Origin of the sequence: Thermosynechococcus sp. HY596, assembly GCF_030518715.1 — a bacterium.
Lineage (GTDB): Bacteria > Cyanobacteriota > Cyanobacteriia > Thermosynechococcales > Thermosynechococcaceae > Thermosynechococcus.
Genome location: NZ_CP130346.1, coordinates 1,009,627 through 1,024,591 on the forward strand (window position 1 = coordinate 1,009,627; position 14,965 = coordinate 1,024,591).

General features: G+C 54.6%; 15 protein-coding genes. 6 read left to right on the forward strand and 9 right to left on the reverse strand.

The features are described 5' to 3' along the window. The first annotated feature begins 5 nt into the window (after positions 1–5). Positions 6–1,364, forward strand: a complete 1,359-nt coding sequence (locus QYC28_RS05145) for an OB-fold nucleic acid binding domain-containing protein (RefSeq protein ID WP_302679950.1) — start codon at positions 6–8, stop codon at positions 1,362–1,364. Here the strand turns inward: QYC28_RS05145 and QYC28_RS05150 are convergent. After that, positions 1,361–2,611, reverse strand: a complete 1,251-nt coding sequence (locus QYC28_RS05150) for a SufS family cysteine desulfurase (protein WP_286626904.1) — start codon at positions 2,609–2,611, stop codon at positions 1,361–1,363. The two genes, QYC28_RS05145 and QYC28_RS05150, sit on opposite strands and share 4 nt — an antisense overlap. A 328-nt stretch (positions 2,612–2,939) precedes the next feature. Between QYC28_RS05150 and QYC28_RS05155 the strand changes: the two genes are divergently transcribed. Then, positions 2,940–4,178, forward strand: coding sequence for a DUF4912 domain-containing protein (locus QYC28_RS05155; RefSeq protein ID WP_149818794.1), 1,239 nt, complete (start codon positions 2,940–2,942; stop codon positions 4,176–4,178). A 58-nt stretch (positions 4,179–4,236) separates the two neighbouring features. Here QYC28_RS05155 and QYC28_RS05160 read toward each other — a convergent pair whose 3' ends face one another. Both QYC28_RS05160 and QYC28_RS05165 read right to left on the reverse strand, forming a co-directional pair. Next, a complete protein-coding gene (locus tag QYC28_RS05160; protein WP_149818795.1) occupies positions 4,237–5,112 on the reverse strand; it encodes an alpha/beta fold hydrolase in 876 nt (291 codons plus the stop codon). Positions 5,113–5,196: 84 nt separating this feature from the next. Beyond that, positions 5,197–5,517 (reverse strand): DUF1815 family protein, encoded by a 321-nt coding sequence (locus QYC28_RS05165; RefSeq protein ID WP_149818796.1) that lies wholly within the window; start codon positions 5,515–5,517, stop codon positions 5,197–5,199. Positions 5,518–5,888: 371 nt separating this feature from the next. On the opposite strand from QYC28_RS05165, the gene QYC28_RS05170 reads away from it, so the two are divergent. After that, positions 5,889–6,332, forward strand: coding sequence for an NUDIX hydrolase (locus QYC28_RS05170; protein WP_149818797.1), 444 nt, complete (start codon positions 5,889–5,891; stop codon positions 6,330–6,332). Here QYC28_RS05170 and QYC28_RS05175 read toward each other — a convergent pair. The 5 genes from QYC28_RS05175 to QYC28_RS05195 all read right to left on the reverse strand — a co-directional run bounded on the left by QYC28_RS05175 (position 6,329) and on the right by QYC28_RS05195 (position 9,221). Then, positions 6,329–7,045 (reverse strand): metal ABC transporter ATP-binding protein, encoded by a 717-nt coding sequence (locus QYC28_RS05175; RefSeq protein ID WP_149818799.1) that lies wholly within the window; start codon positions 7,043–7,045, stop codon positions 6,329–6,331. The genes QYC28_RS05170 and QYC28_RS05175 overlap by 4 nt on opposite strands. Next, entirely contained in the window at positions 7,042–8,103 is a 1,062-nt protein-coding gene (locus tag QYC28_RS05180) for a metal ABC transporter substrate-binding protein (RefSeq protein WP_149818801.1), read from the reverse strand. The genes QYC28_RS05175 and QYC28_RS05180 overlap by 4 nt, the downstream gene beginning before the upstream one ends. Positions 8,104–8,225: 122 nt before the next feature. Further along, on the reverse strand, positions 8,226–8,441 hold the full coding sequence (gene rpsR, locus QYC28_RS05185) for a 30S ribosomal protein S18 (RefSeq protein ID WP_011057896.1): 216 nt from the start codon (positions 8,439–8,441) through the stop codon (positions 8,226–8,228). A gap of 13 nt (positions 8,442–8,454) precedes the next feature. Then, positions 8,455–8,649, reverse strand: coding sequence for a 50S ribosomal protein L33 (rpmG, locus tag QYC28_RS05190; protein WP_149818803.1), 195 nt, complete (start codon positions 8,647–8,649; stop codon positions 8,455–8,457). A 35-nt stretch (positions 8,650–8,684) separates the two neighbouring features. After that, complete coding sequence (locus tag QYC28_RS05195) at positions 8,685–9,221, reverse strand: RDD family protein (protein ID WP_302679951.1); 537 nt, start codon at positions 9,219–9,221, stop codon at positions 8,685–8,687. A gap of 90 nt (positions 9,222–9,311) precedes the next feature. Between QYC28_RS05195 and QYC28_RS05200 the strand changes: the two genes are divergently transcribed. Genes QYC28_RS05200 through QYC28_RS05210 form a run of 3 tightly spaced genes read left to right on the forward strand, consistent with a single transcriptional unit; the run spans position 9,312 to position 14,225 of the window. Further along, positions 9,312–11,072 carry an NFACT family protein gene (locus tag QYC28_RS05200; protein ID WP_149818807.1) on the forward strand — a complete coding sequence of 587 codons (1,761 nt, stop codon included), beginning with the start codon at positions 9,312–9,314 and terminating at the stop codon, positions 11,070–11,072. Between the two features lie 39 nt (positions 11,073–11,111). Next, positions 11,112–11,570 carry a photosystem II protein PsbQ gene (gene psbQ, locus QYC28_RS05205; protein ID WP_149818809.1) on the forward strand — a complete coding sequence of 153 codons (459 nt, stop codon included), beginning with the start codon at positions 11,112–11,114 and terminating at the stop codon, positions 11,568–11,570. Between the two features lie 36 nt (positions 11,571–11,606). Further along, positions 11,607–14,225: a DNA polymerase III subunit alpha gene (locus tag QYC28_RS05210; protein WP_302679952.1), complete on the forward strand. Its 2,619-nt coding sequence runs from the start codon at positions 11,607–11,609 to the stop codon at positions 14,223–14,225. Here the strand turns inward: QYC28_RS05210 and tmk are convergent. Then, complete coding sequence (tmk, locus tag QYC28_RS05215; RefSeq protein ID WP_149821687.1) at positions 14,151–14,864, reverse strand: dTMP kinase; 714 nt, start codon at positions 14,862–14,864, stop codon at positions 14,151–14,153. The genes QYC28_RS05210 and tmk overlap by 75 nt on opposite strands. Positions 14,865–14,965 lie beyond the last annotated feature (101 nt).

Here is a 14,965-nt window from a genome sequence, read left to right on the forward strand (position 1 = left end):
GAAGCGTGAAGATTGTCCGCCGGCGGCTAGTGGGTTGGCAAGCGGTCTATGACATTGGTTTAGCTGGGGATCACAATTTTCTCTTGGCCAATGGAGCGATCGCCGCCAATTGCTTCAACAAGTCCCACTCCACGGCCTACGGCTATGTGACCTATCAAACCGCCTTTCTCAAGGCCAACTTTCCCGTCGAGTACATGGCCGCCTTGCTCACGGCGAATAGTGGCGACCAAGACAAGGTACAGCGCTATATTGCCACTTGCCTGAGCATGGGGATTGAGGTTCTTCCCCCCGATGTGAATCGCTCGGATATTGACTTTACGCCCGTGGGGGACAAAATTCTTTTTGGTCTGTCGGCAGTGCGCAATGTCGGTCAGGGGGTGATTGAGGCCATTTTACAGGCACGGGCAGAGGGGGGCGCCTTTCAAAGTTTGGCGGATTTTTGCGAACGGGTTCCGCGTGCGGGGGGCGATAGCCGCATTCTCAACCGTCGTGCCCTTGAATCCCTCATTGCCTGTGGTGCCATGGATAGTCTCCATCCCCAGCGCAACCGTAACCAACTGATGCAGGATCTCCCCCTTGTGCTGGAGTGGGCACAGGCGCGCGCCAAGGATCGGGCGGTGGGGCAAGTCAACCTCTTTGATATGTTGCCTAGTGGCTCCGGCAATGAATTCGGCGGTAGCTATGACCCAGCCCCCAGTGCGCCCCCAGTGGATGATTTGCCGGATGCCGAAAAGCTCCGCCAAGAAAAAGACCTCCTAGGATTTTATGTGTCGAACCATCCCCTCAAAGATATTCACCGACCAGCGGCCATGATTGCCCCTATTAGCTTGGCGGATCTCGAGCAGCACACAGGTCAAGGGATGGTGAGTGTCATTGCCCTGCTGACGGGCCTCAAGCCCATTACCACCAAGCGCGGCGAGCGAATGGCCATTGTCCAGTTGGAAGACCTCACGGGCCAGGCAGAGGCCGTGGTTTTTCCCAAAGCCTACGAGCGGATTCATGGCCAATTGCAGCTTGATCATCGGCTACTGCTGTGGGGCACCCTAGAGATGCGCGACGATCGCCCCCAACTCCTTATTGAAGATGCCGAACCCCTTGAAGAAGTGAAACTGGTGCTTGTGGATTTGCCTGTTGAGCAAGCGGGGGACATTCAAGCCCAAAGTCGCCTCTCGGAAGTGCTCAAACAACAGGTGGGTGACATGCCCAAGGTGCCGGTGGTGGTCAAAGTGACCGATGGCTACCATGCCCAGTACGTGCGCCTAGGACCGCAGTTTCGCGTTGAAGATGCCGATCGCGCCCGCCATGCCCTTACCAGTGCCGGTTTTCACGCCCAAGCCAGTGAACTGCTGAGCCTCAAGCTCTAGGCAAAGACATCACTAAAGAAGGCAATGGCTTCTCCAAGGGCAGCAATAAACTGATCAATTTCAGCACGGGTGTTGTAGAAATAGAGGCTGGCTCGTGCCGTGGACTGAACCCCTAAATAGCGGTGCAAGGGCTGTGTGCAGTGGTGTCCTGCGCGGATGGCAATCCCCGACTGATCAAGGATGGTCGAGAGATCGTGGGGATGCACCTCACCAACGGTAAAGCTGGCCAAGGCAGCGCGATCGCCCGATTTGGGGCCATACACTGTGACACCGGGAAGCTCTTGGAGGCGTTCAAAGAGATAAGCCGTCAGTTCCTGTTCGTAGGCATGGATGCGCTCCATTCCCCACTGACTCAGGTAATCTACCGCTGCACCAAGGGCGATCGCCTCCGCAATGGCTGGCGTTCCCGCTTCAAACTTGTGGGGAATATCCGCATAGGTGGCATGTTCAAAAAAGACATCGGCAATCATTTCGCCACCGCCCAAGAAGGGGGGCATTTGCCGCAGGAGTTCCGCGCGTCCCCAGAGGAAACCAATGCCCGTGGGTGCACACATTTTATGACCGGAGGCCACCAGCCAATCGCAGCCCAACTGCTGCACATCAATGGGGAGGTGAGGCACACTTTGGCAGGCATCCACCAGTACCCGCGCCCCCTTGGCATGGGCAAGACGCACAATCTCGGGAATCGGGTTGAGGCACCCCAGCGTGTTGGATACATGGGCGACGGCCACTAACCGCGTGCGATCGCTCAAAAGACTTGCGTAGTGGTCAAGATCAAACGTTTGCTCTGGCGTCAGTTCCACAAACTTGAGGCGAGCACCGGTTTTCTGCGCCACAAACTGCCACGGAATCAAATTACTGTGGTGCTCCATCACCGTCAGGATCATTTCATCCCCTTCCTGCAGCGTATTCATGCCCCAGCTATAGGCCACGAGGTTAATCGCCTCACTGGCATTGCGGGTATAGATAATCTCCTCGGCATGGGGGGCATTGACAAAACGCGCCACTTTTTCCCGTGCCCCTTCGTAGGCCGTGGTCGCCTCAGCACTCAGCGTGTGTACGCCCCGATGGACATTCGAGTTGTAGCGACGATAGTAGTCCTCAAGGGTATTGAGAACTGCCAAGGGCTTTTGGGAGGTGGCCGCATTGTCAAAGTAAATCAACGGGCGATCGTGCACCTGTCGCGCCAAAATCGGAAAGTCAGCACGGCAAAGGTCAGCGAGGGAGCGGCTCGGGGCGATCGTCATAGTGGTTGTGGTGTGGTTGTGGTGACATCAGTAACATTCAGGAATTTCCTGGCAAGTCCCCACGGCATTTGCAGGGATACATTTCTCACTATACTCCCTTCCCCCTCGCAGAAGGTGGTTTGAGGCTGAACAGGAATAGCAAACCGCTATCTTGATCCCCGTGCAGAATAAATGTTATGAAATCTTGACATTTGATCCCTGCAAAAGACTAAACTGCGTATAAATTCCTAGAAGTATGCCCGAATTCCCTTGACGCCCCAAGACTTTTTTGCCAAAGATCAAGGGCAAAGGATAGCTCTGTCTATCAACCCACGATAAGGAGGCACCCATGCCGAAAGATCGCCCCCCTCTAGAAGAAATGACCTTGCGGCAGTTGCGGCGCGTCGCCAGTGAACTGCAAGTGTCCCGTTATAGCCGTATGCGCAAAGATCAACTCCTCGCTGCCATCCGTGAAAAGCAGGCGCAAGCCAACGGATCCACCACTACCATTTCTGTCCAACCTGTCCCCTCTAATCTGGAGTCGCAAGAAAAAGTGGAAGCAGCAAAATTTGACCTCGGTCCTGCTCAAGAGGATGTTCTCTTGGCCTCTGTAGATGAAGGCCTTGGGGATTTGCCGGGGGGCTATGGTGAAAGCCGCATTGTCCTCATGCCCCGGGATCCGCAGTGGGCCTACGCCTATTGGGATGTGCCCAACGAGCACCGCGAAGAATTGCGGCGGCAAGGGGGTCAGCAACTGGCTCTACGGCTCTACGATGCCACGAATATCAACCTCGATAGCCAAATTCCCCACAGTGTTCAGGAGTACCCCTGCGATGAGTTGGCGCGGGAGTGGTATCTGCCCATCCCCGTGAGCGATCGCGACTATGTGGTGGAAATTGGTTACCGCTGTGCCGATGGCCGCTGGTTGGTTCTAGCCCGTTCTGCCCCTGTGCATATTCCCCCCACCTACCCCTCAGATTGGGTCTGGGATCAATTCATTACGGTGGATTGGGATATGGATCTGCGGGGCAAAACCCTCTTTGATCTGGGGGCACCCTTGGCGGGCACTGCCGAACCCCATCCCATTTACGAAGGCATCTTTGCCATGGCCGAAGGAGCCGAAGCGCAGCGGGTGGCAGGTTCTCTCTTTGGTTCCATGCACCAAGTCCCCGGCTCCATCTCCCAGTTGCCCGAAATGGCCATCAGTTCCTACGTCTTCCCCTCGGGGGTTGGCCTATGGGCTGTGCCGACGGTCTCGGGTCTGACGATGTCGGGCGTTGGCTTCTCAGCTTCGGCGGCTCCCATTCGTCCCCGCAAATTCTGGTTGGTGGCAGATGCTGAACTCATTGTCTATGGGGCTACGGAGCCAGATGCCACCGTCACCATTGGTGGGCGCCCGATCAAACTCAATCCCGATGGCACCTTCCGCTTCCAGATGTCCTTCCAAGATGGCCTCATCGACTTCCCGATCTTGGCAGTGGCGGCAGATGGGGAACAAAACCGCGCCATTCACATGAAGTTCACCCGCGAAACCCCCGAACGTCGCACCAATACCAAGGAAGAAGCGGTGCTGGAGTGGCTAGCCTAAGCTAAGATGGTTAGCTCAATCCATGCCTTTCCCTCTGCCGATGGGTGGGGGGATTTTTTTAGGCACGCAAAAAGGCAAGCAGTTCACGATTGACTAGCCCCGGCACTTCCTGTTGTGCCCAGTGGCCACAGTCGGGCAGATATTTCAGCCGCCACGGTGCATGGATCCACGCTTCGATGCCATTGGCAAGGCTGGGTTGGGCGAGGGGATCATCGGCGCCCCAGAGAATCAGGGTGGGGCTGGTAATGGCTTCCGTGTGCTGTTGCAGTAGGTGCCACCACTGTTGGGGTGAAAAAAGATGGCGATAACTTTTGAGCACCGCAGCGATCGCCCCCGCTTTTTCAAGGGCGGCTTGATAGAGTTGCACAGTTTCTGCCGAGAAGGCAGCCTTGCGGATGGAGTAGCGTTGAAAGAGATCCTGTAAAAAACTCTGCAGATTATGCCCTAGCCAGTATTCCGCTAAGCCGGGGATGTGGCAGGCCAACAGTGGCCAGTTGCGCCAAAAATGCTCTACCTGTTGCCAGAGTTCCAGTCCCACACGGTAGGGGTGGGGGGTATTCAAGACGGCTAAATGCTGCACCCTCTGCGGAAAACGTGCCGCCACATGCCAAGCAATCAGGCCACCGCAATCATGACCGACAATGTGGGCGCGTTCATAGCCCAGTTCTTGGATCAGCGCCGTGACATCTTGGCTGAGGGTATCGAGATCATAGCCGTGGGCAGGCTTCTCGGAGTCATTGTAGCCCCGTAGATCTGGCACTACAACCTTGAAATGACGAGCCAGCACGGGAATTTGAAATCGCCAAGAGTACCAAAACTCTGGAAAGCCATGCAACAGAATCACAAGATCACCGCTGCCTTGGGTGACATAGTGCAGGCGTACTTGGTTAACGCTGAGGTACTGGTGTTGCCAACTAAGGGACGCTTCAGTCATTGAGGGTGGGGATCAAAGTAGAAGGAAAGTCCAGCTACTTTTAAGCTAGCACCGACAAAAGAACGAAGGATAGCCCCGACAGGGTTAAACCGCAGTGGGGATACGGACTTCCTTGAGGAGATTGGCCAGTTCTTGCAGTTGATTGATGGCCTCTGCCCCTTCGAGTTTCATGAGTTCGCGGTCATCGCGCATTTCAGTCCAAGTGATCCCATAGTCAGAGACCAAAAAGCGAATCAGGTGGTTGTCGGCCAAACTGACCATGAAGGAGGCACTGTTGAGTTCACCGCCACAGGTGTAGCAGGAGGCCATGTAGCCTCGATTTTCTAGGGCGATTGCCAGAGCTTGCAGGTTCAGCACTAAATCGCGAATAAACTGGCGGTGTTGTTCGGCTAAGCGGTAAAACATAGGACGATTCACTCCAAGCAATGAACAAAGTTATAGCACAGCTGCTAGGGAAATATTAAGACAATCTTAAGAAAGGGCAATGCTGTACCAACGTTGTTAAAACCCTGCAGCCATTTGTAAAATTTGATAGAAAAATCAGAAAAGCTAAAATTTGTTATCGAGACAATCTTATGAAAGAGGAGACTTGACAGCTGCCCGTTGGGGAGAGTCCTCTAGAGCGCGACTTTTACCTCTGGCTACCCCTTGCTTAACGTTTTAGCGGCTGTTGATTTGTTTTTGCTGCTGTACTCTTCATTTTACCTTTAATCTGCTTTAGGATTGGCTTTACGTTTCTAGGGTAGAGTAGCCCTAACGACACATTTTGCAAGACAATGCCAGCAAGCCCAATTGTTCCCGTTGCCCTTGCGGTTCTTTACCAAGGCGATCGCGTTCTCATGCAACTGCGAGATGATTATCCCCATATCTTGTATGCCGGCCACTGGGGACTTTTTGGCGGTCATCTTGAACCCGAAGAAGCACCGCTCGCGGGTGTCCAGCGGGAAGTCTATGAGGAGATTGGCTACTGCCCACCTCACCTCACCTTTTTTGGAGAGTACGGCGATCCCCAAGTGCATCGCTATATTTTCACAGGCCCTTTGACGTGTGCACTGGAAAACTTGGTACTCAACGAAGGACAGGGCATGGACTTGGTACCCTACGATTCTGTGGTGGCTGGGGTTCACTATGCCCAAACCCTCGGCGAAGATCGCCCCTTAGGCGCCATCCACCAGCGCATTCTGCTGGATTTCTTTGCTAGGAGAGAATCCCCCGTTTAAGCAGCAAACTGTTGCAGCACCCGTTCGGGGGTTCCCAGTCCTTGGACAGAGCGATCGAGATACAGCACCTGATCACAGGTTGCCCTTACCCGCTCCAAGTGATGGGAAATTTGTAAAATCGCCCAGCCCTCACTCACCTTGAGGGTCTCTAGGAGGTCATAAAATTGTTGCTCACCTCGGAGATCTAAGCCAGCGGGAGCTTCATCCAAAATCAGGAGACGACGGGGTTGCACCAAGCAATAGGCCAAGAGGGCGCGTTTTGTTTCGCCCCCGGAAAGGGAACTCATGGGTTGTGTCGCAAGATGCTCGAGGTGCAGGCGTTGGAGACTTTCCAAGATGGCGCGATCGCGCTGCTGTCGGTGCTGCCAAGGCCACTGCCACGTAGGTTGCCCCCAGCCCAAACCCACAAATTCAGCCACGGTGATCGGAATGCGTGGATCGCACTGAAAATTTTGCGGCAAGTAGGCTACCTGTTGGCGGACATAGGGGAGCGTGCGGCGATAGCCCATACCATAGCCCAAGAGGGTCACCCGCCCCTGCTGGTAGGGAATAATGCCCAAAATGGCTTGAATCAGGCTACTTTTGCCCGCCCCATTGGGACCAATAATGGCCATATTCGTATTGGCGGCGAGGGTAAAGGAGACATTTTCCACCACCCAGCGATCGCCCCGCCGCACCGAGAGGTTTGCCACCTCTAGCAGGTATTCGTTCACAGTGCTGCCCCTAACGGTCTATTCACCTGCATCCACCATGTCCCTACCACCGCGATCGCATCGGGACGACGATAGGCTTGCTGTTGCGCCCCAAAAGCCTCAGCCAGATTGCGAATGTTTTGCTCCATTCTTTGCAGGAAGTAGGTCGGCGTGAGATCAGCGGCAGTGGGAGCACGCTCTAGGGGATCAAACACACTCACTTTTACGCCCAAATCCTGCGCTAAACTGTCAAAGACCTGTTCTTGCCCCGGTTCCGTCAGGAGCGTTTTCAGATCACTTTGTTGCACCGCCTGCATCACCCGCTGCACATCCGCAGGTGAGGGATTAACCGACGGAATGCCCACGAGATAGATTGCTTTCAGGTTATAACTCTCGGCAAAATAGGGCGCCACATCGTGATAAACCACAAATGTTTTGCCCGCAAAGGGAGTGAGTTTTTCCCGGGCGAGGGCATCTAGGGCGTCTAACTCCTGAATAAAGGCGGCACTATTTTGCTTGTAGATGGCAGCCCCTTCGGGATCCACAGCAATCAGACCATCGCGAATGTTTTTCACCTGCTGCATGGCGCGCTGGGGATCTAGCCAAATGTGGGGATTGAATTCACCGTGGCTGTGACCGTGGTCATCATGAACGTGGTCGTGGTGGTGATCGTGATCATCCTTTTCGCTGGCAAGGGTGGCCACCCCCGCGCTGGTATCAATGATCTTGAGATTGGGATTGGCGGCATTTTCAATCAGTTTGTCTAAAAAGGTTTCCATCTCAAGGCCATTTTTGACCAAAACCCTTGCTGTGGCCAGCAGCCGCACATCCTCAGGCCGCGCTTGAAAGTCATGGGGGTCAATATTGGCCGGCAAGAGTTGCTCAACAGTGGCGCGATCGCCTGCGACCGCTTTTGTAAAGGCAGTGATGGGTAAGAAAGTCGTCACAATTGTGAATTGGGCTTCTGCCTGTGAGGTCTCCTGCTCCTGTGGCGACTGGGCTTGGGGGGCACAACTGCCCAAAAATACCCCCAGAGTTACCAGCAGCCCCCAGCGTTTAAGGTGAGCTTGGATAGCCATAGAGAAATAGATGAATGATAACCATTCTCATATTTGCACACTTAAGCAGGGAGAGCAAGCAAAAATAAAGGGGCAAGCCTCAACCTACCCCTGCGCAAAAACCAATTAGCGATCGCGAGTTTTTAGCCTTCGAGATTCAAGAACGGCAAGAGTGCCATGATCCGTGCCCGCTTAATGGCCACTGCCAGTTGTCGCTGTTGCTTGGCCGTGAGACCAGTCACCCGCCGCGGCAAGATTTTCCCCCGTTCAGTGATAAAACGCCGTAGTAAATCAACATCCTTGTAATCAATGGGCTGTCCAGGGGGAATGGGAGAAATGCGTCGCCGATAAAATGCCATAGCTGTCCTCTAATTACTTGATTTCTTTGTGAATGGTGTGCTTGTTGCAGTGGGGGCAAAATTTCTTCAGTTCTAACCGCCCTGTGGTGGTGCGACGATTTTTGGTGGTGGTGTAGCGAGATACGCCAGGCGATCGCTTGGCCGGATTAGTGCGACACTCTGTGCATTCTAGGGTGATAATGATTCTGGCGCCTTTTGCTTTAGCCATGGTCTTGCCTATCTATCCAGTGAGCCGATCTCTAATTATGGCAGATCTTTGCGGATTTTGCTCACCAATTCAATGAGCTTGCGATCAAGGGCAAAGCCCCGCTGGCAGCGATACACCTTTGTGCCGCCAAGGCGATCGTGGAGCGTGCGGTGCTCTTCATCAATCCACGCCAAGCTACAGTCAACGGCCAAGGGCAGTGCCAAAATAATCAGCGCCATACTCGGGCCATAGGACTCCCAGCCTGCCAATGTCAACAGTGCCCCGACACCAATCACCAGTTCTCGCTTGCTGAGGGAAAGGAGATCCGGTGTCCGCTGCCGCTGATCCAACAGGCGCACATTCATCAGCCAATGGCCGGGGCTTTGACCCTTATTGCGGTTCACCATTGCCACCCGCAGCAACCACCAAACGATGGCAAAAACAAACAGTTGCCCCCACTGAATGGTGGCTCCCGGCGTGATACCGACAACACTCGTCAACCAGATGAGGATAAAGTCAATGCTGGTGGCGATCGCCCGTCGCCAAGGCTGAGCCAGTGGTAAGGGGGGTGGATATTGACGGGAAAGTGCCATAGCAAACACGCGGTGGCAAAAGGCCAGAGAGTGGCTACACTAGTATAGCTTGGGGCCGATTCCCTCAAAAAATTCTGCGGAGTTTGGACGGTGCAACCCGTTGATTTGACGACCCTGCGTGCTGTTTGTGCCGATCTCCAACATTGGCTACCGGCACGGCTCGAAACGGTTTACCAGCGCGATCGCCACACGATTGCCTTGGCACTGCGCACGCTGAAAAAACAGGATTGGCTGACCCTCAGTTGGCATCCCCAAGCGGCACGCATTGCCTTTGAACCACCGCCCCCCCGCCAACCCGACACCTTTACCTTTAGTCAGCAACTCCATGCCCAACTCAATCGCCTTGCCCTTGTGCGGGTGGGGTTAGTCAACCCTTGGGAGCGCGTCGTGGTCTTGGAATTTGCCCCTCGTCCGCAGGAAGCAACGCAGTGGCGTCTCTATGCCGAGATCATGGGCAAGTACAGCAACGTGATTCTGGTTAACGCTGCCGGGGAAATTGTTACTGCTGCCCACCAAGTCAATGCCCAACAGTCCCGCTTGCGCCCAATTCTGACCGGTCAACCCTATGTGCCCCCACCCCCCCTAACGGCCGCGTTGCCCAGTTGCGAGATTCCCTTTGAGCAGTGGCAACAACAGGTAAGCGTGATTCCCGGACTGCTGCGGCAGCAACTTCTGAAGGCCTATCGGGGACTGAGTCCAGCCTTGGTACAGCAACTACTGGCGGATGCCGCATTGCCCCTAGAAAGTCGCACCACAGAGCTAACCGCTGAAGAATGGCGGCGGCTATTTGACCATTGGCAGCACTGGCTGGCGTGTTTAGAGAGCGGGCATTTTGTCCCCCAATTTACATCAACGGGCTATCGCGTCATTCCCCCCCTTGGGACGCAGACCCCCTCAACCCTCAGCATTCACGAAATTCTCGCCACCTATTACCAAAACCAACTACAGCAACAGCAAACGCAGCAACTTCAGCAACAGTTGCACCAGAGCCTACAGGCACAACGGCAAAAACTGATCGCTAAAATTGAGGGCTTTCGAGAACGATTGGCCGCCGCTGCTGGGGGCGATCGCCAACGCTACCTAGCCGATTTACTCATGGCCCATGCCCACCTGTGGCAACCCGGCATGACTGAACTGATCGTGACGGACTTTGCCACCCAAGAACCCCTCGCCATTCCCCTCTCGCCAGAGAAGAGCGCCATCCAAACGGCGCAGGAGCTGTACAAACAACAGCAGAAACTCAAACGTGCCCAGCAGCACATTACGCCGCTCCTCACCGCTGCTGAAGGGGAACTGGCCTATCTGGATCAGGTGGCGGCCACCCTCACTACGGCCACATCCTTAGATGTCCTTGAGGAAATTCGCGCTGAATTGATTCAACAGGGATACCTGACGGCGCCCGATTACTATCGTCCCCCTACCACGCCCAGTCCCTACCTACGCTATACGACACCGAGTGGCTTCACGGTTCTCGTGGGGCGCAACAACCGTCAGAATGACGATCTCACCTTTCGCGTTGCCAGTCCCTACGATTGGTGGTTTCACACCCAAGAGATTCCCGGTAGCCATGTGATTCTCCGCCTCGCAGCGGGGGAGGTGCCCAGTGAGAAAGATATTCAATACGTGGCGAATTTGGCGGCCTACCATAGTCAAGCCCGTGCCAGTGCCCAAGTACCCGTGGTCTATACGCGCCGCAAGTATGTGCAAAAACCGAAGGGCGCCAATCCGGGGATGGTGATCTACGATCAGGCGACAGTGGTGTGGGGGTGCCCTCTGAGTGTCAGTGATGGCTCTTCCGATCTGACCCAAGGGGGTGCTGGCGGCGATCGCCACGGGATCATGGCAGAATAGAACCGTGTTTTTTACGACACCATTGACTGCTGAGGTTCTATGCTGCGCCTAAATCGAAAATCCCTAATTTCAATCCTATTAAGCGTTGTTGCCATTATTTTAGTCGGCTGTGGCGGCCCCAGTGCCACGACCACCCCTCCGCCCACCTATAGTGAGTTGCAAATTACTCGCATTCAAGACTACCTGAGTGACATTGAGAAAAATGCTGAACGCTTTGCCGACCTAGAGGTCAGTGTGGCCAAAGGGGATTGGCAGGAAGCCCGCAACATTATGCGCGGCCCTCTCGGTGAAATGCTGATGGATATGCGTGCCCTCAACCGCAATCTCTTGGCAAAGGATCAACCCACCCCCACAGCTTTGACCCGTGCCCTGACGGATGACTTCCTGAAAATTGATCAGGGGGCGGATCTCAATAGTGTCACCGTGGCTCAAGAGGGCTTCCGTGATGCTGAAGCGGACTTCAAGGCCTATCTCAATAGCTTGCCTGAGTTGTCCTAGTCCCCTGCGTTTCTCCTAGGTTGATAACCGTTGCCCATGTCCTTCGTCGGTCTGCATATTCACAGTGATTACAGTCTTCTGGATGGTGCAAGTCAGCTTCCCGACCTAGTGGCACGGGCAATGGAATTGGGGATGCCCGCGATCGCCCTCACGGATCACGGGGTGATGTACGGCGCCGTTGAGCTGTTAAAGTTGTGTCGCGGCAAACCCCTGAAGCCAATCATTGGCAATGAGATGTACGTCATCAATGGCGACATCACCAAGCAGGAGCGCAAACCCCGCTTTCACCAAGTGGTGCTGGCCAAAAATAAACAGGGCTACCACAACCTCTGCAAACTCACCACCATCTCCCACCTCCAGGGCTTCCAAGGCAAAGGCATTTTTGCTCGCCCCTGCATCAACAAAGAACTCCTAGCTCAGTATCGCGAAGGGCTGATTGTCACCAGTGCCTGTTTGGCAGGTGAAATTCCCCAAGCGATTTTGCAGGGCAAGCTGGACTTGGCACGCAGTGTTGCTGCTTGGTATCAAGAGACCTTTGGTGAGGATTTTTACCTTGAGATCCAAGACCACGGCAGTCAAGAGGATCGGGTGGTCAACGTTGAACTGGTGCGCATTGGCCGCGAGTTGGGGATCAAAATTATTGCCACCAATGACTCCCACTTTATCTCCTGTAATGACGTTGAAGCCCACGACGCTCTACTTTGTATCCAGACCAACAAGCTGCTCGCCGATGAGAAGCGGATGCGCTACAGCGGTACGGAATACCTGAAATCCGCCGCTGAAATGGCTCGCCTGTTTCGGGATCACTTGCCCGCTGAGGTCATTGAAGAGGCTTTGGCGAATACCCTTGAAGTGGCCGAAAAGATTGAACCCTATAACATCTTTCGTGAACCCCAAAGTCCAGAGTTTCCGGTGCCTGCTGGTCATACAGCCGATACCTACCTAGAGCAAGTGGCGTGGCAAGGACTGTTGGAGCGATTTCACCTCAGCGATCGCCAGCAGTTGGATCCCACCTACCGGCAGCGACTGGAATATGAACTGAAAATGCTGCAACAGATGGGGTTCTCGAACTATTTCCTCGTGGTTTGGGACTACATCAAATATGCCCGCGACCACAATATTCCCGTCGGGCCAGGGCGGGGATCGGCGGCGGGTTCCCTTGTGGCCTATGCCCTGCGCATTACCAACATTGATCCCGTACACCACGGCTTGCTCTTTGAGCGGTTTTTGAACCCGGAGCGCAAGTCCATGCCCGATATTGATACGGACTTCTGCATTGACCGCCGCGAGGAGGTGATCCAGTACGTCACCGAAAAATACGGCAGCGATCGCGTCGCCCAGATCATCACCTTCAACCGCATGACCTCAAAGGCGGTGCTCAAGGATGTGGCACGGGTGCTGGATATTCCCTATAGCCAAGCGGATCAAATGGCAAAGCTGATTCCCGTGGTGCGGGGCAAACCGGTCAAATTGGCGGTGATGATCTCCGATGACACCCCCTCGCCAGAATTCAAGGAAAAGTACGACAGTGATCCGCTGGTGCGCCGCTGGATTGATATGGCGATGCGTATTGAAGGTACCAACAAAACCTATGGCGTCCATGCGGCCGGCGTCGTCATTGCCTCAGAACCCTTGGATCAACTGGTGCCGCTGCAACGCAATAACGATGGGGCGGTGATTACCCAGTATTTCATGGAGGATCTGGAATCCCTTGGCCTCCTGAAGATGGACTTTTTGGGTCTGAAGAACCTGACAATGATCCAAAAAACGCGGGAGTTGATCCAGAAAAACCACGGTCAAACCCTTGATTTGGATGCCCTCCCCCTCGATGATGCCAAGACTTACCAAATCCTTGCTGAAGGCAAACTGGAGGGGATCTTCCAATTGGAATCTTCGGGGATGCGCCAAATTGTTCGAGAACTGAAGCCCTCAAATTTGGAGGACATTTCCTCGGTGCTGGCACTCTATCGACCGGGACCGTTGGATGCAGGCCTGATCCCCAAATTCATTAACCGCAAGCATGGGCGGGAACCCATTCAATATCAACATGAGCTTTTGAAACCCATTTTGCAGGAAACCTACGGCGTTCTTTGTTATCAGGAGCAGATCATGCGGATGGCGCAGGACTTGGCGGGCTATTCTCTGGGTCAAGCGGATCTGCTCCGCCGCGCGATGGGCAAAAAGAAAAAAGAGGAAATGGAAAAACACGAAGCCCTCTTCATTGAGGGAGCGGCGAAAAATGGGGTGCCCAGCGCAGTCGCCCAAGAACTCTTTAAGCAGATGCTGGATTTTGCTGAATACTGTCTGAGTGGGGAGACGGCGGTGATGACGGTGGAATATGGGGCTGTCCCGATTCGCCGCTTGGTGCAGGAACAGTTGGCCTGTCAGGTCTACAGCCTTGATCCCCAAGGGCATCTTTATACCCAGCCCATTGCCCAATGGCACTTTCAGGGCTTCCGTCCCGTGTATGAGTATGAACTTGAGGATGGCTCAACGATTTGTGCGACACCTGATCACCGCTTTATGACCACCCGTGGCCAGATGCTGCCCATTGAGCAAATTTTTCAGGAAGGACGAGAGCTATTCCAATTCGCGATCGCCCCCAGTACGGCGCTGGCTCAAGGTCTCAAACCAGCGGTGCAGATGAGCCGCTAGACAATCTTGAATAGCTTCACTCACCTGATCAGTGGGTTGATCCGCCGCAATTCGCTGCCAGCGATCGCCCCCTGCCTTAGCCAAGGCCATAAATCCTTGACGAACTCGCTCATGAAAGGCCACCGCATGCTGCTCTAGGCGATCCGCTATGCCCCGCCGTTGGGTGCGGGCAAGGCCAACCTGAACCGGCAGATCCAGCCAGAGAACTAAATCCGGCATCAGTCCAGCGGTGGCAATCTGGTTGATGTGCTCGATGAGGCTCAAGTCCAGTCCCCGCCCATAGCCTTGGTAGGCAATGGTGGAAGCCGTGTAGCGATCGCACAGGACAATGCCCCCCCGTTGCAGTTGGGGGCGGATACTCGTCGCCACGTGCTGGGCGCGATCGGCGGCATAGAGCAGGAGTTCTGCCATGGGATCAATCTCTAAATCACTATGGAGCAGCAGTTGCCGCAGGCCTTGGCCAAGGGGCGTTCCCCCCGGTTCACGGGTCAGCAGCAAGGGCGGATCAATGTCAGCGGATCGTAATTTTGCCAGCCAGCCACTTTCCTCTAGCCATGTGGTGATCGCCCCCATTTGGGTCGTTTTGCCGGCACCCTCTCCCCCCTCTAGGACAATAAACAAACCAGTGTAGGGATGCATGAATTCAGCGATTTTGAAGAAAGGTTTGATATAATCGCGGCATCCTGCCATATAATGCAGGTCACCTTACAATGGGGGTAATGCTCAATTCCCTGTGATTT